Annotated in this window: 21 protein-coding genes and 1 pseudogene; 8 read left to right on the top strand and 14 right to left on the bottom strand. The window is 34.0% G+C overall.

The window, feature by feature from the left end:
- The 3 genes from pilV to ispH form a co-directional block, all read right to left on the bottom strand.
- Complete coding sequence (gene pilV, locus AVJ19_RS07850; protein WP_162626565.1) at window positions 1-540, bottom strand: type IV pilus modification protein PilV; 540 nt, start codon at window positions 538-540, stop codon at window positions 1-3.
- Window positions 540-977 (bottom strand): GspH/FimT family pseudopilin, encoded by a 438-nt coding sequence (locus tag AVJ19_RS07845; protein ID WP_228203317.1) that lies wholly within the window; start codon window positions 975-977, stop codon window positions 540-542. The genes pilV and AVJ19_RS07845 overlap by 1 nt, the downstream gene beginning before the upstream one ends.
- Window positions 978-1,113: 136 nt before the next feature.
- Window positions 1,114-2,064 carry a 4-hydroxy-3-methylbut-2-enyl diphosphate reductase gene (gene ispH / locus AVJ19_RS07840; RefSeq protein ID WP_111859202.1) on the bottom strand — a complete coding sequence of 317 codons (951 nt, stop codon included), beginning with the start codon at window positions 2,062-2,064 and terminating at the stop codon, window positions 1,114-1,116.
- A gap of 133 nt (window positions 2,065-2,197) precedes the next feature.
- Between ispH and gmk the strand changes: the two genes are divergently transcribed.
- The 6 genes from gmk to bfr all read left to right on the top strand — a co-directional run bounded on the left by gmk (window position 2,198) and on the right by bfr (window position 7,093).
- Window positions 2,198-2,821 (top strand): guanylate kinase, encoded by a 624-nt coding sequence (gene gmk / locus AVJ19_RS07835; RefSeq protein ID WP_111859201.1) that lies wholly within the window; start codon window positions 2,198-2,200, stop codon window positions 2,819-2,821.
- A gap of 84 nt (window positions 2,822-2,905) precedes the next feature.
- The gene (rpoZ, locus tag AVJ19_RS07830) at window positions 2,906-3,187 is read left to right on the top strand and encodes a DNA-directed RNA polymerase subunit omega (protein WP_065993767.1); all 282 of its coding nucleotides are present in this window, start codon (window positions 2,906-2,908) and stop codon (window positions 3,185-3,187) included.
- 202 nt (window positions 3,188-3,389) lie between these two features.
- Complete coding sequence (locus AVJ19_RS07825; protein WP_111859200.1) at window positions 3,390-5,492, top strand: RelA/SpoT family protein; 2,103 nt, start codon at window positions 3,390-3,392, stop codon at window positions 5,490-5,492.
- A gap of 76 nt (window positions 5,493-5,568) precedes the next feature.
- On the top strand, window positions 5,569-5,952 hold the full coding sequence (locus AVJ19_RS07820; RefSeq protein WP_111859199.1) for a RidA family protein: 384 nt from the start codon (window positions 5,569-5,571) through the stop codon (window positions 5,950-5,952).
- Window positions 5,953-6,124: 172 nt separating this feature from the next.
- Window positions 6,125-6,319, top strand: coding sequence for a bacterioferritin-associated ferredoxin (locus AVJ19_RS07815; protein ID WP_042088554.1), 195 nt, complete (start codon window positions 6,125-6,127; stop codon window positions 6,317-6,319).
- Between the two features lie 309 nt (window positions 6,320-6,628).
- Window positions 6,629-7,093, top strand: a complete 465-nt coding sequence (gene bfr, locus AVJ19_RS07810; RefSeq protein ID WP_111859198.1) for a heteropolymeric bacterioferritin subunit Bfr — start codon at window positions 6,629-6,631, stop codon at window positions 7,091-7,093.
- Window positions 7,094-7,155: 62 nt separating this feature from the next.
- Here bfr and AVJ19_RS07805 read toward each other — a convergent pair whose 3' ends face one another.
- The gene (locus tag AVJ19_RS07805) at window positions 7,156-8,796 is read right to left on the bottom strand and encodes a PglL family O-oligosaccharyltransferase (RefSeq protein WP_111859197.1); all 1,641 of its coding nucleotides are present in this window, start codon (window positions 8,794-8,796) and stop codon (window positions 7,156-7,158) included.
- Between the two features lie 101 nt (window positions 8,797-8,897).
- Between AVJ19_RS07805 and AVJ19_RS07800 the strand changes: the two genes are divergently transcribed.
- The gene (locus AVJ19_RS07800) at window positions 8,898-10,040 is read left to right on the top strand and encodes a glycosyltransferase family 4 protein (RefSeq protein WP_228203316.1); all 1,143 of its coding nucleotides are present in this window, start codon (window positions 8,898-8,900) and stop codon (window positions 10,038-10,040) included.
- A gap of 3 nt (window positions 10,041-10,043) precedes the next feature.
- Window positions 10,044-11,123: a glycosyltransferase gene (locus AVJ19_RS07795; RefSeq protein WP_111859195.1), complete on the top strand. Its 1,080-nt coding sequence runs from the start codon at window positions 10,044-10,046 to the stop codon at window positions 11,121-11,123.
- A gap of 166 nt (window positions 11,124-11,289) precedes the next feature.
- Here the strand turns inward: AVJ19_RS07795 and AVJ19_RS07790 are convergent, their stop codons facing one another.
- The 10 genes and pseudogenes from AVJ19_RS07790 to AVJ19_RS07745 all read right to left on the bottom strand — a co-directional run bounded on the left by AVJ19_RS07790 (window position 11,290) and on the right by AVJ19_RS07745 (window position 21,119).
- The gene (locus AVJ19_RS07790; protein WP_111859194.1) at window positions 11,290-12,012 is read right to left on the bottom strand and encodes a glycosyltransferase family 2 protein; all 723 of its coding nucleotides are present in this window, start codon (window positions 12,010-12,012) and stop codon (window positions 11,290-11,292) included.
- A 2-nt stretch (window positions 12,013-12,014) separates the two neighbouring features.
- On the bottom strand, window positions 12,015-13,436 hold the full coding sequence (locus tag AVJ19_RS07785) for a mannose-1-phosphate guanylyltransferase/mannose-6-phosphate isomerase (protein ID WP_111859193.1): 1,422 nt from the start codon (window positions 13,434-13,436) through the stop codon (window positions 12,015-12,017).
- 13 nt (window positions 13,437-13,449) lie between these two features.
- The gene (gene fcl / locus AVJ19_RS07780) at window positions 13,450-14,418 is read right to left on the bottom strand and encodes a GDP-L-fucose synthase (protein ID WP_111859192.1); all 969 of its coding nucleotides are present in this window, start codon (window positions 14,416-14,418) and stop codon (window positions 13,450-13,452) included.
- A gap of 3 nt (window positions 14,419-14,421) precedes the next feature.
- Window positions 14,422-15,540 (bottom strand): GDP-mannose 4,6-dehydratase, encoded by a 1,119-nt coding sequence (gmd, locus tag AVJ19_RS07775; protein ID WP_111859191.1) that lies wholly within the window; start codon window positions 15,538-15,540, stop codon window positions 14,422-14,424.
- A complete protein-coding gene (locus AVJ19_RS07770; RefSeq protein WP_111859190.1) occupies window positions 15,537-16,727 on the bottom strand; it encodes a glycosyltransferase family 4 protein in 1,191 nt (396 codons plus the stop codon). Before AVJ19_RS07770 ends, gmd begins: the two co-directional genes overlap by 4 nt.
- Window positions 16,703-17,467 carry a class I SAM-dependent DNA methyltransferase gene (locus AVJ19_RS07765; protein ID WP_111859189.1) on the bottom strand — a complete coding sequence of 255 codons (765 nt, stop codon included), beginning with the start codon at window positions 17,465-17,467 and terminating at the stop codon, window positions 16,703-16,705. Before AVJ19_RS07765 ends, AVJ19_RS07770 begins: the two co-directional genes overlap by 25 nt.
- Complete coding sequence (locus AVJ19_RS07760; protein ID WP_111859188.1) at window positions 17,464-18,255, bottom strand: methyltransferase, TIGR04325 family; 792 nt, start codon at window positions 18,253-18,255, stop codon at window positions 17,464-17,466. The genes AVJ19_RS07765 and AVJ19_RS07760 overlap by 4 nt, the downstream gene beginning before the upstream one ends.
- A pseudogene (locus tag AVJ19_RS07755) lies at window positions 18,252-19,313 on the bottom strand (DegT/DnrJ/EryC1/StrS family aminotransferase); the annotation flags it as partial. The pseudogene AVJ19_RS07755 and the gene AVJ19_RS07760, both read right to left, overlap by 4 nt.
- 53 nt (window positions 19,314-19,366) lie before the next feature.
- On the bottom strand, window positions 19,367-19,795 hold the full coding sequence (locus AVJ19_RS07750) for a hypothetical protein (RefSeq protein WP_111859187.1): 429 nt from the start codon (window positions 19,793-19,795) through the stop codon (window positions 19,367-19,369).
- A 1-nt stretch (window position 19,796) separates the two neighbouring features.
- Complete coding sequence (locus AVJ19_RS07745) at window positions 19,797-21,119, bottom strand: class I SAM-dependent methyltransferase (protein ID WP_111859186.1); 1,323 nt, start codon at window positions 21,117-21,119, stop codon at window positions 19,797-19,799.
- Window positions 21,120-21,148: the final 29 nt, after the last annotated feature.

Here is a 21,148-nt window from a genome sequence, read left to right as displayed (position 1 = left end):
TTAATAGCTCTCCATCATCAAACAGTTTGAAGAAGCAACATACACACCATTATTATTCATACAATTTGTGACATTTAAACTTGCTGCTGTCCCTGTTAATGTCGTATTGTTCCAAACACTAAAAATACATAACCGTCTATCATCTGCTGCTGTAGTGGTAGCAATTCCTGGACACGTTGCCACACCTAGACTCAAGCCTTGTATTGCCGCTTGCCTTGCAATTGCATAGGATTCAAACATTGAAAGTTGTGCTGGTGTACAAACTGTAGTGTTACAATTTACTGTTGCTGTTGGCTTTGAAGATGCTAAGAGGTAAGTATTTACATTTGTTACATAATTTGCTTTAGCTCTATTATTTACACGAATATTTTCTGATAAAGATTGCATAAAATGTACAGCTTGTGTTTTAAAGACTGCGTCTTGAGAAGCCTCAATGGCTCTAACTTGCAATGCCACAAAACCTAAAACTGCAATAACTAAAATAACCAAAGCAACTATTACTTCTGTTAATCCTACCCCTTTTTGTATTTGTAGACTCATCAGCATACCCCCTCAGCAAGTGTAGTAATAGTCCCCATACGAGTAAGTTGTAAGCGTTTAGAAACGCCTAAATCTGAGTGACAAATAGAAAAAGTCATCGTGGCGGTATTAAAATCTTTTATACTTCCTGTAGGCTCAAAAACAATGCTCGTTGCGCTCCCATTTTCTAAAGTAACTTTTGTTATCTTTGATCTCCAACTTAGTACAGTTTCTGTATTAGCATCAGTAGAATTAAGTTTTAACTCAACATTTTGTCGTATATTTACAGCCTGACTTCTTGCTTCCATTATAGAGAGAGCTAGTTCTTTAAAAGTTGCATCTAGTCGTCGCTGATTAAGTATATTCGTAAAGGATGGTGCAGCCATCATGGCAACTATCCCCAATATAGCAATCGTCACAATGAGTTCTATCAAGGTGAATCCCCTATTTTTTTGCATTATTCTTTTCACCTACAACGCTTTATTATTTTTATATTTTATTAACAAATTTCACAAAACCAATACATAGCGGATAAGAGGCACAAAAAAACCGATAACTGCTTAACAATTATCGGTTGTAAAAGTGAATTAATATCTACGCTTGCGTAACTTGAATCCTTAACTCTTTAGGTAAACTAAAGGTTATATTTTCTTCACGCCCATCAAGTTCTTGTGGTGGTGTTGCCCCCCAGTCCTGCAAGCGTTGAATAACTTGTTTAATTAAAATTTCAGGTGCTGATGCTCCCGCAGTTACCCCGATTTGATCGGTTGGCTTAAACCATTCTTTTTGTAGTTCATCTGCATTATCGACCAAATATGCATGTTTACCCATGCGTTCTGCTAACTCACGTAAACGATTTGAGTTGGATGAGTTTGGTGAGCCAACAACAAGTACAACATCACATTGCTGTGCTAAGTCTCTAACTGCATCTTGGCGATTTTGTGTGGCATAGCAAATATCATCTTTGCGTGGACCTTGAATATGTGGAAACTTACCACGCAAAGCATCAATCACTTTAGCAGTATCATCAATCGATAAAGTTGTTTGTGTTACAAATGCAACTTTTTCAGGATTTTGTACTTGTAAAGATTCAACATCTTGTTCATCTTCAACCAGATAAATATGTCCACCATTTTTCGTGTCATATTGTCCCATTGTGCCTTCAACTTCAGGATGCCCTTCATGACCAATCAAGATCGCCTCTGTCCCTTCACGGGCATATTTGGTCACTTCAATATGTACTTTTGTCACCAATGGGCAGGTTGCATCAAATACCTTTAAGCCACGGCGTTCAGCTTCTTGTTGCACTTGTTTAGAAACACCATGCGCACTAAAAATCACAATATTATCATCAGGCACTTCATCAAGTTCGTCGACAAAGATTGCACCACGCTGACGAAGATCATCCACCACAAATTTGTTATGTACCACTTCATGGCGTACATAAATTGGGGGATTAAAACATTCAAGTGCACGATTGACGATTGCAATTGCTCGGTCGACGCCTGCACAGAAACCACGTGGATTGGCCAATACAATTTTCATAACACCCTCAAGGCTCACTCAAAGTTTCAATAAAATTTATAGAATAATGACAAACAATCTGCAAAAGCTATTTTGTTTGTGTGCACTCTACTCTAAAATAGAGAAGATATTTTATCATATCAGGAAAAATATCATGTCGGGTCTATTGTTTGTCGTTTCTGCTGCATCAGGAACAGGCAAAACATCTCTCGTGAAAGCCCTACTTGAGCGTGTCAGCAATTTACACGTTTCTGTCTCGCATACCACACGTGGTCAACGTGTAGGTGAACTTGAAGGCGTTCATTACCATTTCACCAGTAAAGAAATTTTCCTTGAGCAGGTGAATCAAGGCGGTTTCATTGAATATGCTGAAGTTTTTGGTAATTACTATGGGACATCTCAAGCGACTGTAAGAGAACAACTTGCCAAAGGACATGATGTTTTACTCGAAATTGATTGGCAAGGTGCTGAACAAGTTCGTAAACTTTTTCCTGAATCAAAACAAATTTTTATCCTGCCCCCTACTCAGTTTGATTTACGCCAACGCTTGTCAAATCGCGGCACAGACTCAGTAGAAGTCATTGAACATCGCTTGAGCTGTGCTGTTGAAGACATGCAACAATATGTTAATTTTGACTATCTCATTATCAATGATGATTTTAATAAAGCACTACACGATCTTGAATCTGTAATTAATGCAAATCGTCTCAAACTCTGTCAGCAAGCAAATCGCCACCAAGCTTTAATTACAAAATTAATTACCCCTGAAAGTAAATGAGTACGTGATTAAACTTGAGTATAAAGTTAAAGCATTTTATACTTGACAGTCTATTTAAAAATTTATATTCATACGAGAACTCTTATGGCACGCGTAACCGTTGAAGATTGTTTAGACCATGTAGACAACCGCTTTGAGCTTGTACTAGTGGCAAGCAAACGCGCGCGTCAATTGGCACGTCAAGGCATTGAACCAACTTTAGAGTGGGACAATGACAAACCAACTGTTGTTGCTTTACGTGAAATTGCAGCAGGACATGTAACCAAAGACATTTTGAAACAACGTGATCAAGACTATCAAACTTCAAGTCTTGATCTTGCACTTTCAGTGAATAACTTGAACTTAGAAGGCTTTTCTTTCCAATAAGTTGAGTTTTCCAAAAAAGCCTAGTATTTACTAGGCTTTTTTATTGCAATTTCTTTAGATAAGTAATCGACAAAATTAAAAATATTTGTTAAAAAAAATAGAGGTTTTTTATTTTTAAAAAATTGACAATTCATTCAATATGCTTTTCATTAGAGCATTGACGAAATACCCTTAGATTTTGTAATACGGAAATAGGTGTTCTATGCCAGGCCAAGTGGTCAGCCAAGCCAAGCAACAGCTCAATATTATTATCGACGCTTACTTAAAACCAAGCGAAGTCGAGCAGGTGCTTGCGGCATGCGATTATGCAGACATCGCACATGATGGTGTGACTCGCAAAAGTGGTGAACCCTATATTCTTCATCCAATTGCGGTCAGTTGTATTTTAGCCCACATGCGAATGGATGCTGAAACCCTCATGGCAGCACTGTTACATGATGTGATTGAAGACACTGACTTCAATAAAGAAGACATTACCGAAAAATTTGGTCGTGTTGTGGCTGAACTGGTCGATGGTGTAACAAAACTTAGCCATTCTAGTGATAAAGAATACAATAAAGCAGCTTCATTCCGAAAAATCTTGCAAGCCACCTTACAAGATCCACGTGTCATTATTATTAAATTAGCAGATCGTTATCATAATATGACCACATTAGGGTCATTACGCCCTGATAAACGTGCACGTATTGCACAAGAAACCTTTGATGTGTTCGTACCCATGGCTCGTCTTGTGGGTATGAATGAAATGGCAGATAACTTAGAACATCTGTGTTATCAGAATCTTGACCTCGATATGTATAACGATGTGCAAGAATCATTACGCAGTACCAAACCAGAACGATGTAAATATCAAACCGTTTGGGAACAAAACCTTGCTGACTTACTCCATACCTACAGCATTCAAGGTCGTATTAAAAAGAAAAATAATAATATCGAATTACTCCGTCACTTTGTTAAAAATGAAATTGATCTACAAGAACTGACCCACAGTCATGCCTTTGAAATTATTTTACAAAGCATTGCAGATTGTGATCGCTTAGTTGAAGCATTACGGGAAAATTTCCAAGTGCTACATTATGAAGATCATATTCGTTACCCGCTTCCTGGTGGTAATCAATCCTTAATGCTGCGTTTGAAAGGTGAAAAAACCACATTATCACTGACAATTCAAACTGAGTTAATGCGTAAAGCTGCACGCTTTGGTGTGGTACTTGGTGAAAATGCGCCACAAGCATGTCGCTCTGCGATCCAAGCCTCGATGAAAAATTTAAATATTTTGGTGGATGGTGACTGTGCAAAAACGACTTTTAGCGACTTACTAGACTATTTACACCAAGAGAAAATTTGGGTCTATACACCACATGGACAATTACATGAATTGCCACAAGGTGCAACAGCCGTTGATTTTGCCTATTCAGCGAGCCTGTTTTTAGGTAACCATGCAGTAGGTGCAAAAATCAATGGTGAAATTAAACCGCTTTCTACACCTTTGCAAAGTGGTCAAGTGATTGAAGTCATTACTGATGTTTTAGCCACACCAAATCCAGATTGGCTCAGCTTTATCAATACACAAAAAGCACGCCGAGCAATTCAACATATTTTGAAAGATCAAGATATTGAGGAACAACGTTTGGTTGGACAGCAAGCGCTGAATCGTGCTCTAAAATTATTTAATCTATCCGTCAAGGATCTATCTGAGTCAGACTGGGTTGATTTATTGCAGTGGCGGCATGTCAGTAGTAAAGAAGCACTTTACGAACAAATCGCTGTAGGTGATTTACTACCACAATTGGTCGCAAACCATCTCTTTGCTCAAGACCAAGAAGATAATGCAACCTCTGAGCGTCTGATTCAAGGTACTGAAGGCGTTGATGTTAAATATGCCCATTGCTGCAACCCTGTGTTGGGTGACCCGATTCAGGGGCATATTTCACGCCGTGGTTTGATTGTACATCGTTCACGTTGTCACAACTTATTGCATGAGCAACATTTACATCCTGAAAATATCATGCCTTTGCAATGGAACTCTGAAACTGAAGATGATATTAACTTTAGTGCATATTTAAGTATTGATCTGGTCTTAAATGATGAACAAGTATCAGAACTGATTTATTTATGTCGTAAACTCAAAACTGGAGTTGAATCAGTACAAAGTCGTGACGAAAAAACATTTGTAAATATTGTGGTCAAAGACCGTAAGCAAATCGCACAGATTATTCGTGAACTGCGTATGCTGTTTGGCTTCCCACGTGTCACACGTTTAGCTATGCCCATCGCAAGCCCACAAGTGTCCAAAGCGTGTTAATCAGATAAACCGATATGCCTTTCGAGAATACCATTCATCCGATATGATGAATTGAATTGAAAAATAGGAGAAATTGATGTCCCGCCAAGTGATTCATACTGAAAATGCCCCTGCTGCGATCGGTACTTATTCTCAAGCCATTTTAGTTGGGAATACACTTTATCTGTCAGGTCAAATTGGCTTAGACCCATACAGTATGGAGCTGGTAGAAGGCATTGAAGCTCAAATTCGCCGTGTCTTTGATAATTTAAAAGCAGTCTGTGAAGCTGCAGGTGGCTCTCTTGCCGATATCGCAAAACTCAACATTTTCTTGACCGATTTGTCTCACTTCCAACTTGTGAATCAAATCATGGGGGAATATTTTGCACAACCTTATCCAGCACGTGCTGCATTGGGTGTTGCAAGCCTACCTAAAAATGCCTTAGTTGAAATGGATGGTATTGTGATTATTGAAAAATAATTCATATAAATATCATACAATTAAGTTTAAATTAAAATACCACCGATCAAGTGGTATTTTTTTATCCAAAAAGCCAATCAACAAAAAACAGATATTTAAATGAATTTCATTGACAAACGATAATAATTATCAATAATATCAATTATCGCATTTAAACCTGTGGTTGATTCTCATGTACGTTTGCTTATGTCGTGGTATTACAGATCAAGATATTAAAGATGCCATGGCGAATGGAGCTGAAAGCTATCGTGACGTTCGTGAACTATTGGACTTAGGGACATGCTGTGGTCGTTGTGCACCTGAAGCAAAAAGCATTATCAATGAAGAATTATCTTTAATTGCTGCACGGATTTCTGTTGCTGCCTAGCTGTATTTTTGATTTTTTTAAATAATGATAATAATCCCTCTATGATCAGTGATGATCATCCTCCTCCCCCGCTTCGACTCAAAGCGGGTTTCTTTTTAAAAGCTTTACCATTTTATTTTTAAATACAAATCAAGTACTTTTTATCATAAAAGATCACTCAAAATGAATCAGCTCCTCTCATGATTTTGATTGCGATTTTCATTTGCTGTTCTATAAAATGCTCGAAACTCTATGCAAATTTGATTATGATTCAATAATGGATTGCCTTAAAAATACTTTGAGGCACAGATTTTAAATGGAGCATTCACCATGAAAGGCAATCGTGACGTTATTAACCAACTCAACCAAGTGCTTTACCACCATTTAACAGCGATTAACCAATATTTTTTACATTCACGCATGTTTAATGATTGGGGTATCGAGCAACTTGGCTCAGCAGAATACAAAGAGTCGATCCGCCAAATGAAACATGCGGACAAAGTGATTGAACGTATTTTATTTTTGGAAGGTTTACCGAATTTGCAGCATTTAGGTAAATTATATATCGGGCAACATACGCTAGAAGTGCTCAATTGCGACATTCGTAAAGTCAAAGAAAATATTGAAGCACTACAAAAAACGGTTGCACTGGCTGAACAACATCTTGACTATGTAACCCGTGATTTAGTGCAAGAAATTCTTGAAAAAGAAGAAGAATATTGGGATTGGCTCACTACACAAATTGACCTGACTGATAGTGTTGGTATCGAAAATTATATTCAAAGCCAAATGTAATTTTTTCTTCTGCAAAAAATCCCTTTGTTACTGGAAAGCGTTAGCAAAGGGATTTTTTATGGCTATTTTTCAGCTTTCGGCAAAATATCCTGATAATTACGCTTGTCGCGATGCAACTCAGATAAAATCCAAAGTTGATGTTCTGCTTCTGCTTTTTTACCATTGAATGCAAGCACTTGTGCATATTTTAATAAATCATATTTAGAGGCTAAATTTGCCACCATACGATCTAAATGCTGCAACTCTACATCCGTCATTTTGGTTGCTGGGTCTAAACCAATCCACCACACCCGCTCATCAAACTGGGACAATAGCCAAATCGGTTGGTCCATCACCGCTTGCTGTGTTGCTGTCAGTGGCTTTTTGATACTTACAAATACACTTTGTTGACGATATAGCTGATAATCTCGATACACCACTACACATAGCGTAATACCAATGAATACCAAACTCAGCGTAAACGCAGGCTTTAAATTTTTACTTGGTAAATATGGATATTGCGCTTGAATAATCCCCAACAAAAAGCCCATTGGTAGTAAAAAATAAGCATAATGAATCGGATATTCTAATAAGGCATGGATTAAGATCGCACAAACCATCAAGCTTGCGGTCAAAGAAATCGGCTCTCGAATCCCCTTATTTAACCAATACAACCAACCGACCACATATAAAATAATCAATATAGCAAGTGGGATTCCATTCCAAACCAACAAGTCTAAAATGACATTATGTGCGGTCTTATACCACTCCCAATTTGGACGTAAATCAAATGCAGCAATCTGTGCCATACCTGTTTGATTCCAACCATAACCCCACCAAGGTTGTTGTTGAATCGCTACCCAAGTTTGTGACCACATATCTAAACGCTTATAACCAGATGATGCTCGCTCGACAACACTAGCGGTATCAACAACCTCTTGTTGTGACACTGTACTAATCAAAGCATTAAAATAAGGCAACAAAGCAATTGCAGCAATAAATGCACCAACCCATAACAATAACTTAGCAAAACCAAAACGTTTTGGTTGATTAAATTGTTTAATTGCTAAATAAATCAGCACAAATAAGCACACCACCCAAGAAGTACGGGACTGTGTGAGCGCAATAGTAAAGATGAGGATCAATGCGGAGGGAATCAGGACAATATTTGAAAGTAGTCTTTTTTCATAGAAATATAGACAGGCAAATACTGCCATTGTTAAAAATGTTGCAAGATTATTCGGCTGGGCAAAGTTGGCATAAGGACGATTGCCTTTAAGGAAATTCATCAATGGTGCAAAGTATGTATTCAGCCCTAACCATTGCAAGATCGCAATCACACTTGAAAGTAGTGCCACGATCAAAATCACTATACTGATACTGGTAAATGCTTTTTCTCGTTTCACTTTATCAAGTGACAGGTTATAGCCCACAATGACCATCAACCAAAACATGAGTAGATATGCACTACACAGTAAGGCATTACTAAAATAAACGATTTGTCCAAAGCCGTATTGGATCAATGGAATCAACAATATTGGCAAGACAAGCAGTTGTGGTTTCGGAATTTTAAGATCTTTTTTCAGAAACATACACAGTAGTGTAATCGCTGATAGAAAAGCCAAAACCTCACTACCAAAGGTTGTCCATGGCAGTTTATGAAAAGGCAAGAGGTATGCTAGTGCTAGTAATAGCGCTGAGAAGATGGGGAGGATTAGATGCATGACTAAAATTGCATAGAATTTTTTTTATTATAACACTTTATTCATACAGAGAATTTGATAGACTTCACCAATTAACAACAGCCTTATTAGGTAATTTTGAATTGTCAAAAAAAAATATAAAGATTTTAATAGTAACAAGAAACCTTCCACCGCTAATAGGTGGCATGGAACGCCTAAACTGGCATATTGCAGATGAATTAAGTAAAGATCATGAAGTTCTATTATTAAGTCATCATGACGCAAAAAAAGTTGCACCTATTAATTGTAAATTTTATGGTGTAAAACTTAATCCTTTACCTATATTTCTAATTTTAGCTTTTTTTAAAACCTTATGGATCTGTTTAACACAACGTCCTAATATCTTATTTTCGGGTAGCGGTCTGACAGCACCTATTACAGTTTTTTGGGCAAAAATATTTAGAAAAAAAAGTATTATTTATATACATGGATTAGATATTGCTACTAATCACCCTATATACAGTTTAATTTGGATACCAGCTATTAGAATGGCTGATAAGATAATAGCTAACAGCACTCCAACATTTGAAATATGTCTGCAAAAGAAAATTAAAAAAGATAAATTAAAAATAATCCATCCTGGAGTTAATTTTCCTCCGCCTAGAAAAAATCAGCAACTTATAAATACATTAAAAATGCAATATCATCTAAATAATAAAAAAATTCTTATTTCAGTAGGGCGCTTAACTGCTCGTAAGGCAATACGTGAATTTGTAGATCATAGTCTCCCATCTATTATTCAAGCCAGCCCAAATACCATTCTTGTTGTGATTGGTGATACTCCTTCACAATCTTTGAATAAAAATTTACAAAGTAAGAAGTCTATTATTGCTGTAGCAAATAAATATAATATTCAAGACCATATCTTATTTATTGGTAATATTTCAAATGACGAACTACTATCTGCATGGTATTATTTAGCTGATATTCATATCTTCCCTGTTAAGCATATTCCTGATGATCCTGAGGGTTTTGGCATGGTTGCTATTGAAGCTGCTGCGCATGGAACACCGACTGTTGCTTTTTCTACAGGTGGAATTATTGATGCTGTTCGACATGAAAAAACTGGATTTCTTATAAAAAATCATGATTATCAAAGTATGACTGATACCATTATTAATATTTTAGAAAATAAAAACTTAATCTCAAATCAAGAATGTATAGAATATACTGAAAGATTTGCTTGGTGTAATTTAACTAAAAAATTTAATGACATTTTTGAGTAAAACATGGAAATATTATTTATTGGAAAAAGATTTTATACTAATCGTGATGCTTATCATGAAAAATTTGGTCGAATTTATCAACTACCATATCAATGGTCACAATTACATAATACTCACCTTTGGTTAATTGATTATCACTCCAAAGAAAAAGTTAAAACCTCAAATAATCACCTAAAAATCACATCTACTCCCATTTTTAGCTTCAATTTTCTAATTTTTATTTTAAAAATAATTTTCTCCAGACCTAAAATTATTGTAGCTAGTGGTGACTGCTATATAGGGCTTCTTGGCTATATTTTAGCAAAAGTTACTTTTAGAAAATTTGTGTTTGATGTTTATGACAAGTATGATGTCTTTACTGGATATAAAAATTTAGGATTTAGTAATTTATTTCATTTTTTAATAAAAAAATCAAATCTTGTTTTTTTTGCAAGTAAATTATTAGAAAAAGATATTAATCAAAATAAAAATTATCATATCATTCCAAATGGAGTAGATTATTCTAAATTTAAAACCATTAATAAAGAAAATGCTCGAAAAAATTACAATTTATCGCAAAAACAGCTAATTATTGGTTATATTGGTAGTATTGAGTATACTAGAGGAATTGAAGATCTTATTAATGCTGTTGATAAGCTTAGAAAAAATAGAATAGATATAAAAATATTAATAGCAGGTAAAAATACTGATAATATAAATTTAAACTACAATTTCATTCACTATTTAGGAAATCTAGATTTCAACCTAGTTCCTATTGCTATTTCCGCATGTGATCTACTTGCAATTCCATATCGCAGATCCAACCAAATTAATTATGGAACATCCTGCAAAATAGCAGAATATATCGCTATTGGTAAGCCTATAATTGCAACAGAAAGCGCTAACATTCTTGAGGATTTTCCTGAATATATTAATGTATTACCAAAAGATTATTTAGCACAATGCTATAATAGCGATGATTTAGCAAAAGTTATTGAAAAACAACTAAATGATCCTATTATTTTACAAAAATTAGATACTATGACATGGGAGAGTATAGCAATGAAAGCTTATCTAAAAATAAAAGATTTAAACTCATTATAAAACATTCAAACTCTAGACTAGCAGAATATATATTAATCTAGAGTTTTAATTTTATTACTTCGACCTTGAATTCTACTATATAAAACTTTGGTTTTTTGCATATTTCAATCCCCCTAATAAATATCTATAGTTTAGAAAGTGAAAGTCGCCTTTTTATCAACACACCTCACACCAACCTCTTACATAACTTTAGCAGAAATAAAATGACCTGAAGCCATTTATTACGCTCTGTTAATAACTGTACTCTAAAAAATTCAGTGCATGTCCCTATTTGATCCTCTGAGCTCACACCCGACATACCAAATTCACCAACTAAATTATTAATATATTTAATATTAACACCGTTTTGACAACATTTTTTAATAAATAATTGGTCAGCGGCAATAGGGAAATTTTTTGAATAATATCCAAATTGATCATGTAATTTTTTTTTAATTAACAATCCCAAAGCATGCGATGTTACCCAATGAAATTGACCAACCAACCAAGATGGCTTCTTATCTACTTTTGATATTTTTCCATTCATCTTAATATTAGCCGTAACCATATCAGTATCTATTTCAATTGCTCTCTTATAATCTTTTACCGCATTCTCAAAAAAAACATCATCAGCTCCCGCAACTAAATAATATTCCCCAGAGCAAGCTTTAATACCCTTATTTAAGGCATCGTAAATTCCAAAATCAGGTTCTGAAATAATTTTTATATTTAAATCCTTTACTTCATTTAGGATCTCTAAAGTCTTATCTGTTGAAGCACCATCAACAACTACCCATTCAAAATCTTTATCATGTTGAGTCCTTAAGCTTTCTATCAAATTTTGAATACATGATTCAGCATTATAAGCAGCAGTAATGATACTAATTTTATACTTATTGTTTTTTAACATTATTAAATACGTCCATATAAGTCTTCGAAACGTTGAATATCCTCTTCACTTAAATATGAGCCAGTCTGTATTTCAATTAATTCCAACGGAATACATCCAGGGTTTTCTAAAGAGTGTATTTCTCCAATAGAAATATAAGTTGATTCATTTTCACTTAATAAAAAGCTATTCTCACCTTTTCGTACCTTTGCTGTACCGTTTACAACAATCCAATGCTCGGCGCGATGATGATGTAACTGTAAAGATAATTTTTCACCTTTATTCACAGTAATCCGCTTCACTTGATAACGTGATCCCACATCTATACACTCATATTTTCCCCAAGGTCGAAAAGCCTCACGATGTATTGATACTTCTGATCGCTGATTATTTTTTAAAATTTGGACAATATCCTTTACATGCTGCATATGTGTTTTATTCGCAATCAATAAAGCATCTTTCGTTTCAACGATAATCAAGTTTTCTACCCCAAGGAGACTGACTAATTTATCTTGTGCATAGACCAAATTATTTTGACTCAGTAATTGAATAACATCCCCCTGAATAACATTCTGATTTTCATCTTTTTCTTGAATATCCCAAAGTGCTGACCAAGATCCAATATCGCTCCAACCAGCATCTAGTTGCACCATAAGTAAATCATCCACCTTTTCAATTAATGCGTAGTCGATCGAAATATCAGGACATAGTTTAAAATCATCTATACCAATACGTATAAAGTCTAAATCTGATTTTGCTTTTTCATAGGCATTTAAGCATGACTTTTTTACCTCATTAGCAAATTGATCTATTAGTTTCAAAAATGCAAAAAGATCAAACATGAACATACCGCTATTCCACGCATACTGGTCCGTTCTCAAGTATTCTTCTGCTGTTTTTAAATCAGGTTTTTCTACAAAATCTTCAACATGATAAATAGTATCAGAATTTATAGACTCACTATATTTGATATAACCATAACCTATTTCAGGGTAGGTTGGTTTAATCCCAAAAATTACAACAGGTGAAATATTCAAATGTTCATAGGCTTGTTCAATACTTGATTTAAATGCACCATGATTTTGTATTTCATGGTCTGCCGAAAGAACAAACAATCGTATATCATTTTGTTGATATTTTTTTTGTGCATGCAATGCAGCAAGTGTAATCGCAGGCGCCGTATTTCTTGCTATCGGCTCTAGAATAATATCTGCTTCATGAATATCAATTTCTCTCAATTGTTCGGCAACAATAAAGCGGTGCTCTTCTCCACAAATAATAATCGGCGCGACAATAGGTAAATCTAAGTTCTTTAGTCTTAAAATTGTATTTTGCAATAAAGAATATTGGTTTAATAATCTTAAGAATTGTTTTGGATAACTACTACGAGATAATGGCCATAATCGTGTACCAGAACCTCCTGCCAAAATCACAGGAACAATCATCCGCTTTCCCCAATCAGACTTGTCTTAATTGATTTTCATTTTCTATAAACCAATCATACGTGATTTTAATACCTTGTTTTAGTCCGATTTTAGATTTCCACCCCAATTTATTTAATTTTTGACTATTTAACAACTTACGTGGAGCCCCATCTGGCTGTGTTGAATCAAAGATTAACTGTCCTTTAAATCCAGCAACGTCTTTGATGACATTTGCAAGCTGTAAGATCGAGACTTCTTCATTAGTTCCAATATTGATATGAGACAACATTGGAGTGATATGATGCTGATAAGTGCTCAACTCTAAGTTTTGAATATGCACACAAGCTTCAGCCATATCATCAACATATAAAAACTCACGTAATGGTTGCCCTGTACCCCATATCTCAACACAATCTATATTGGCTTTTTTTGCTTCATGAATACGACGTATCAGTGCTGGAACAACATGACTATTCTGAGGATGAAAATTATCATGGATACCATATAAATTTGTTGGCATCACACTTCTATAATCACGCTTATATTGGCGATTATAACTTTCACACATTTTGATTCCTGCAATCTTTGCAATTGCATAAGGTTCATTCGTAGGCTCTAAATATCCAGTAAGTAGCTCAGTTTCAGCAATAGGTTGTTGAGCAAATTTAGGGTAAATACATGAAGACCCTAAAAATAGTAATTTTTGCACATCATTATAATGTGCAGCATTGATCACATTATTCTGTATCATTAGATTTTGATAAATAAAATCAGCTGGATATTGTGAGTTTGCCCCAATTCCCCCAACTTTTGCTGCTGCTAAGTATATTTGATCTACTTTATTTCTCTTAAAAAAAGTATTTACAGAAGCTTGATCACACAAATCTAGCTCCTGTCTTGAGGCTATTATAATTTCACAAGTTTGATCTTGCTCAAGTTGTCGGATGATCGCTGAACCCACCATTCCTCTAGAGCCTGCCACAAAAATACGTTGTGAATTCATAACTTACTTTTCCAAAGAAACATCAATTGTAAAACCATGCTGTTTTAATAAAGAATTTTTTTGCGCTGTCTTTAGATCATGTTGAACCATTTCAGCGCATAACTCTTTGACACTAATTTGGGCTTTCCAACCTAATTCTTGCTCTGCTTTTGTCGCATCACCAAGTAGTGTTTCAACCTCTGCTGGTCTAAAATATCGAGGGTCGACTCTCACGATAATTTGTCCTACTTTTAATGATGAACATTGTTCTGAGTGAATTGATTCAATTATACCCACCTCGTCGATACCTTCACCTTCAAAGCGTAGCTGTATACCCAGTTCATTTGCTGACCATTCTACAAACTGACGAACGCTATATTGCTCTCCTGTGGCGATAACATAGTCTTGTGGTCGATCTTGTTGCAACATCATCCACTGCATTTGTACATAGTCTTTTGCATGCCCCCAGTCTCGAAGTGCATCCATATTTCCGAGATATAGACATTCTTCTAAACCTACAGCCATATTGGCAAATGATCGAGTAATTTTGCGTGTAACGAAGGTTTCTCCACGTCGTGGAGATTCATGATTAAATAAAATTCCATTACAGGCAAACATTCCATAGGCTTCACGGTAGTTCACTGTGATCCAATATGCATATAATTTAGCTACAGCATATGGAGAGCGTGGATAAAATGGTGTCGTTTCTTTTTGTGGCGTTTCTTGTACTAAACCATAAAGCTCAGAAGTAGAAGCCTGATAAAACTTGGTTTTTTTCTCTAATCCTAAAAAACGAATGGCTTCCAATAAACGTAATGTACCCAATGCATCTACATCCGCAGTATATTCAGGAGATTCAAAACTAACTGCCACGTGAGATTGAGCTGCTAAGTTGTAGATTTCATCTGGCTGGACTTCATTAATAATACGAGTTAAGTTTGATGAATCAGTCAAATCACCGTAGTGAAGTACTAAACGTTGATGATCTACATGCGGATCTTGATAGATATGGTCAATACGCTGTGTATTAAAGTTTGAAGCACGTCGTTTTATGCCATGTACTTCATAGCCTTTTTCTAATAAGAACTCAGCTAGATATGAACCATCTTGACCTGTTATTCCTGTGATAAGTGCTTTTTTCATAGAAACTTCCAACATTTTACTTTAACAGAATAATCATCAAAAATTTTTATCAGTGTTTGATCAATTGAAGACTTCTGTAACTCTTCTAATCTCTTATAACCCAACTCAATAAGCTCTATTCTTTTCTCTGAACTATTAATTAATAGTTCCAAATGCTCCACTAGATGACTACTATTTTTCAAATCACACAAAAGTGCAGCACCTTCCACCTGCTCACGTAATCCATCTAGATCTGAATAAATAACAGGTGTTCCAATAACAAAAGCCTCTAAAGGTGGAATATTTGTTGGTCCAAAATAACTTGGCATTACCAATGCAAGTGATTGTTTGTATAAATAATAAATTTCTTCATTTGGTGCAAAACCGATATAATGAATCAAATGTTCAACATCTAATTTTTTTGCATAACCCAAAATATATTCTAAATTTCCTTTATCAGAACCACTAAAAACTGCAGCTAATAAAATTCCTTTATTCTTCAACTTAACTATTGCATCTATAATATATACATGATTTTTATGAGCCCAAAACTGAGCTGGATAATATATATAATTACTTTCAATATTATATTTTTCTTTAATATTAATAAAATTAGATTCTTTAGCATTAATAGAAGGAGCAAAAGAAATATTAAAAATACGTTCTGAATCAACCCCATACCTTCTAATTAAATTATCCTTACCCAACTTTGAATCAGTTAAAATAGCCACAGCCTTTTTAGATACTAAAGTATACAAATTCTCTCTCAATTCAAATTCACGGTAATAATTAACCTCAGGAAATTCTGGCATATCTCTATGACATAAATCCCAAACAGTATAAATATAATTATGATCTATCAAATAAAGTGCCAAACTTGATGGAGATAAAAAATAGACTAAATCTATAGAATGATTATCTAAAGATTTTTCAAACGTAGTTTTCCATTTAAACCTTAAAATTTGAAACCAAATTTGCAAGCTAAAAATTTTTAATATTTTATCAAAAATACTAGTTTTAAGACAAACTACATTTAAGCCATGCTTAATTAGCAACTCTTTATTTTTATTTGAAAATGTAAATGCTGTTATTTTATACTTATCATTTTTAGATAATTTCAAAATTGTTGATAATTGAGTCTGAAACCCTCCACCACTTTCTATATCACCTTCAAATACACAGGCTATATTGAGTTTTTGAGTATCCATACTACATTCCAGCTATTAAAATTTGGAGTATTTTGACTCATCCACTCATATTTATTTAAAATATCAAAGCCAACCTCATTACAAATTAACTCTAATTCAGTATCAAATAAATACCGCATAGAATGTAATTCTCGTTTCTCTGCAAAGTTTTGGGTCTCTTTATCTTTAAGAAAAATATTATAATATACATCAACAATATTTTTCTGCACATATAAAACAGGCTCAGCCAACCTAGTCACTTTAATCTGATCATTCTCAAGTCGTTTAATTCTTGTTGTTGGTAAGTCAGTCAGTACTGCTGGACCATACCAAAAATCAAAAATAAAAATTCCGTCATCAACCAAATGTTCTTTCGCCACTCTAAAAGCTTGAGCCAATTCTTGATTTGAATTTTGATAGCTCATGACATGAAATAATGAAGTTACTACATCAAATTTTTTATTCAATTTTAAGTTTTGAATATTTGCATGGCTAAAACTCAATTGACTTTCTTTACCAATTCTACGCTTTTCAGCAACATCCAACATATCCTCACTTAAATCAACACCATGAACGATGAAGCCTTTTTCACAAAATAATTCAGCATGTTTTCCTGTCCCACATCCTAAATCTAAAATCGTTTGGGCTTCAGATGAACTTTGTTGAATCAAAGATGTAACATAATTTACTTCCGCTTGATAATCTTTATCTTGATAAAGCAAATCATAATATTGTGAATATAAATCGCCAAATTGTGTCATACATCATCTCTTAATCTAAAATACAATCCTGTATATGAAGATACACTTTTTTCCCTATGAAATGGGATAACACAACTATCTGAAAAATCATTCCATTCACTGACTAACTCGTAGTTAATATCATTCATTTCTTGTATAAAATCCTTTTTATTAAAAACATACTGCGGAATAAATGCAATTTTTTGATTTTGTAATGTTACATATTTTTTTACTTGGGTTTGCATAGGAAGCCGCGCAAGTAAAATATACTTTGGTTTATTTGGAAATGTCATCAAGGTATTTGATAAAGATAAACTATCAACATACTGAATTGCCCCAGAAGATAAAAATATATCACTACCATTAATATCTTCAAAAGAAAAAGTAAATTTTAATTGCTCATTCTCAAATTTTCTTTGTCCCATAATAGCCATTTTCTCGACCTCACATACTAACCAAAAAAAATTATAATCTCTTGCAAAAGGTAGAAATTTAAAAAAATGCCCTCCAAATCTTCCTCCAAAATCAAAAACTCTAATCTCTTTATCATTTTTTATTTCTGAAAAAATTTGCCTTAGCCAGAAAAAAATAGGATATTCATATTCCATTATTTTTTTATCATTATCACTAAATATATCTAAACATGAATCAACTACCTCATCTTCATTATATGTTTTTAAAATCCTTACTTCTTTTGTAGCCTCATCAAATGAAGAATATATACCTTTAAATTTACCATGATTATAATTAAAACTAAGGTATCTTTTAATATCCACTAATAACACTAAGAACCAATTAATAAATTTCATACTAGTATCTCATGTAATACTTTAGAAACTTCAAAAATCTGCGATTTCGTCAACCCTAATCCACTTGGGATATAAAACCCATTTTCATAAAGTTTTTCTGCATTTGGATAGCTTTCATTTTGAAATAAATCCATTTTTTTAAAAACTGGTTGCTGATGCATCGGGTAAAAAAATGGACGTGTACCAATCCCCTTAGCTCCTAACTCTTTCATCACTTGTTGGGCAGTTTTAGAATGCTCATCTTTTAAGGTAATAGCAAATACCCAATAAATATTTTCAGAAAATTGCTTTGATTTAATGGGTAAATTAATTCCTTCTATATCTTTGAGTAATTCTTGATATAAATTCCCAATCCAACGCTTTTTCTCAACAAATTCTTCTATCCGTTCTAACTGAGCAACACCAAGTGCTGCTTGTAAATTAGTCATTCTGAGGTTCCAACCCAGCTCTTCATGAATAAATCTCTTACTTGAGTCAGATGAAAATCCAAGATTACGTAATGATTTACAGCGATTATAAATATTCTCATCGTCTGTAAGTATCATCCCCCCCTCACCTGTAGTTATGTGCTTATTTGGATAAAAACTAAATATACCAATGTCACCAAAACTGCCACATTTTTTATTTTTATAAGTCTGTCCATGCATTTCAGCTGCATCTTCAATCACTCTTAGATCATACTTTTTCGCCAACTTTAGAATAGGGTCTATATCTACAGGCAAACCATAAATATGTACGATCATGATTGCTTTTGTCTTTTTTGTAATCTTAGCTTCAATCTGCTCTACACACATATTAAAGCTATCATATTCACTATCAACAAGAACAGGGATCGCTCCTGCTTTTACGACTGCTTGTGCACATGAAATGATTGTAAAGCTAGGTATAATCACTTCATCCCCTGCTTTAATATCTAATGCTACTATCGCCATTTCCAATGCTGCTGTACCATTTGTTACAGCAACTGCATATTTACGCCCAACATAAGCTGACATCTCATGTTCAAAACGTGTGATAAATGAACCTTCTGAACTGATCCATCCAGTATCTATACATTCATTTAGATATTTTTTTCATTTCCATTTAACAAAGGTTCATTTACAGGAATCATCTATTTCACTACCAGTTGATCACTTGGAACAGGCTCAAATCGAGTTTTATCTAAATCCCCTGCATAGGGACCTTGTTTAACTTCAATAATTTCAGATTCTTCTAACATTTCAAAACCATGACCTCCAAATGCTAAAAGTATTACATCACCAGCATCCAGAATAGTACTTTCTAAATAATTTTGTTGATCATCATAAAAATCTACTCTTATTTTACCACTTTTTAAATACAAAACTTCCTTCGTAAACTGTACTTCACGAGGGACAGGGTTATGTACATGTGGCGCAATGACATAGTCCTTAGGACGTTTCATGTATGCAAGTTGTTGAGAGAAATCATCAGGTGTAAAAAACTCAATTCCTTCTTTGTCGAAAGTATATCTAATAATAATAGAGAGCAACTTACCATCACATACAACTTTTTGAATCATATTAATTTTTCCGCCATAAAGTAGTTCTAATATTTCGATAAATAGGCATGTCTATTATAAAACTGCTTTCTGTAACTGCAGAAAACCCATAACGCTCAAACACAGATTTATAATATTTTTCATTCCGAATAACACCACCAAAACTCATATATATTTTTTTCTCTTCTTCTGTAAGACCATCTCTTGTGATTAAAAAGCTACCTGATAACATCAAACTAGAAATCTTCTCTATAATACTTTCAAATTTTTTATCATTAGATATACAAATAAGAACACCAAGACATAAAACAATATCAAATTTACAATCCACTTGATAATCTTCAATATTTCCACATTCAAAAATAGTTTTTATATGTTCCTGCCCAGTATATAAAGATTTTGCATGATTTAAACTATCTAAAGAAATATCCTGTAACGTTATACGAGAATGACGTGGTAAAAAATGATTTGCTAAAGTAATAGAATGCCCAGAAGAACTACCTCCTATGTCAAGAATAGTAATTTCTTCTGAATGAATTTCAGGTAAATGATTAATAATTTGATAAAAATGTTGCGTTTTACTATCAATTTGAGGAGAGTCTGATCCAGATAAGTATTTATATCTAAAATAGGTTCTTGCGTCAGAAACCTCATCCAAAAAAGAGCTTACATATTTTCTCCCATGTAATCGAATAATCTCATCTCCAGCTATCTCAATAATATCAACAATATCAAATTCTTGAATGCCAAAATCCATAAGATATTGTTTACATATATGTAAGTCTGTACATGCTAAAAAAAACTTTGAAATACCATTCTCTAGGTATAATTTTAAAATTTTTTCTAATATTTTTTTAGGATGTCCTGCATAACCATCCCCCATTCGAGCATAACCGCGTTTTACAGTGGTGATTAAATCGCCTATGAGTTCTTGATGATTTTCTAATAGTATAAATCTATGATCATTTACGGGTAAACTTTCTTTTGTACCAAGAAATGCTATTTTTTCATAATTATCCAATTTCTGAAAAGCCAAATCGACTAGATTAACACAGCTAAGTTGAGTATCTAATTGTGGAATGAGTTGATGTGCAGTAAAACATAACAACATATAAGCATTATATCTAGTTTGAACACTTTGTAGCTGTTGACTTATCATCGAGATCAAATTATCTGTCTGCTTTTCTCGAATACTCTTAGAAACAGAGGGGAGTTGTGTTAAAAAGTCTAGAGTATATTCCGGCAAATCTTCATCCCATAAAATACCATTCTCTTGACATTTTTTTACAATATAATTTACCAAGTCTGCACCAGCTACACTTCCCTTACCAGATAAAACATACATATTATTCACTGCTCCTGCTGCATATTTAT

It is taken from the genome of Acinetobacter sp. CFCC 10889 (genome assembly GCF_003268395.1).
Classification (GTDB): Bacteria; Pseudomonadota; Gammaproteobacteria; order Pseudomonadales; family Moraxellaceae; genus Acinetobacter.
The sequence above is the reverse complement of the archived record's forward strand: the minus strand, read 5'-3'. Positions and strand labels throughout refer to the sequence as shown.

What these genes read in the sequence shown, in the direction of transcription:
- AVJ19_RS07815 (WP_042088554.1), top strand. Translation starts at nt 6,125, where the DNA reads ATGTACGTTTGCTTATGTCGTGGTATTACAGATCAAGATATTAAAGAT.
- AVJ19_RS07825 (WP_111859200.1), top strand. Translation starts at nt 3,390, where the DNA reads ATGCCAGGCCAAGTGGTCAGCCAAGCCAAGCAACAGCTCAATATTATT.
- gmd (WP_111859191.1), bottom strand. Translation starts at nt 15,540, where the DNA reads ATGAAAAAAGCACTTATCACAGGAATAACAGGTCAAGATGGTTCATAT.
- AVJ19_RS07745 (WP_111859186.1), bottom strand. Translation starts at nt 21,119, where the DNA reads ATGTATGTTTTATCTGGTAAGGGAAGTGTAGCTGGTGCAGACTTGGTA.
- bfr (WP_111859198.1), top strand. Translation starts at nt 6,629, where the DNA reads ATGAAAGGCAATCGTGACGTTATTAACCAACTCAACCAAGTGCTTTAC.
- AVJ19_RS07795 (WP_111859195.1), top strand. Translation starts at nt 10,044, where the DNA reads ATGGAAATATTATTTATTGGAAAAAGATTTTATACTAATCGTGATGCT.
- gmk (WP_111859201.1), top strand. Translation starts at nt 2,198, where the DNA reads ATGTCGGGTCTATTGTTTGTCGTTTCTGCTGCATCAGGAACAGGCAAA.
- AVJ19_RS07845 (WP_228203317.1), bottom strand. Translation starts at nt 977, where the DNA reads ATGCAAAAAAATAGGGGATTCACCTTGATAGAACTCATTGTGACGATT.
- ispH (WP_111859202.1), bottom strand. Translation starts at nt 2,064, where the DNA reads ATGAAAATTGTATTGGCCAATCCACGTGGTTTCTGTGCAGGCGTCGAC.
- AVJ19_RS07805 (WP_111859197.1), bottom strand. Translation starts at nt 8,796, where the DNA reads ATGCATCTAATCCTCCCCATCTTCTCAGCGCTATTACTAGCACTAGCA.
- AVJ19_RS07820 (WP_111859199.1), top strand. Translation starts at nt 5,569, where the DNA reads ATGTCCCGCCAAGTGATTCATACTGAAAATGCCCCTGCTGCGATCGGT.
- AVJ19_RS07760 (WP_111859188.1), bottom strand. Translation starts at nt 18,255, where the DNA reads ATGAAATTTATTAATTGGTTCTTAGTGTTATTAGTGGATATTAAAAGA.
- AVJ19_RS07785 (WP_111859193.1), bottom strand. Translation starts at nt 13,436, where the DNA reads ATGATTGTTCCTGTGATTTTGGCAGGAGGTTCTGGTACACGATTATGG.
- rpoZ (WP_065993767.1), top strand. Translation starts at nt 2,906, where the DNA reads ATGGCACGCGTAACCGTTGAAGATTGTTTAGACCATGTAGACAACCGC.
- AVJ19_RS07765 (WP_111859189.1), bottom strand. Translation starts at nt 17,467, where the DNA reads ATGACACAATTTGGCGATTTATATTCACAATATTATGATTTGCTTTAT.
- pilV (WP_162626565.1), bottom strand. Translation starts at nt 540, where the DNA reads ATGAGTCTACAAATACAAAAAGGGGTAGGATTAACAGAAGTAATAGTT.
- AVJ19_RS07790 (WP_111859194.1), bottom strand. Translation starts at nt 12,012, where the DNA reads ATGTTAAAAAACAATAAGTATAAAATTAGTATCATTACTGCTGCTTAT.
- fcl (WP_111859192.1), bottom strand. Translation starts at nt 14,418, where the DNA reads ATGAATTCACAACGTATTTTTGTGGCAGGCTCTAGAGGAATGGTGGGT.
- AVJ19_RS07750 (WP_111859187.1), bottom strand. Translation starts at nt 19,795, where the DNA reads ATGATTCAAAAAGTTGTATGTGATGGTAAGTTGCTCTCTATTATTATT.
- AVJ19_RS07770 (WP_111859190.1), bottom strand. Translation starts at nt 16,727, where the DNA reads ATGGATACTCAAAAACTCAATATAGCCTGTGTATTTGAAGGTGATATA.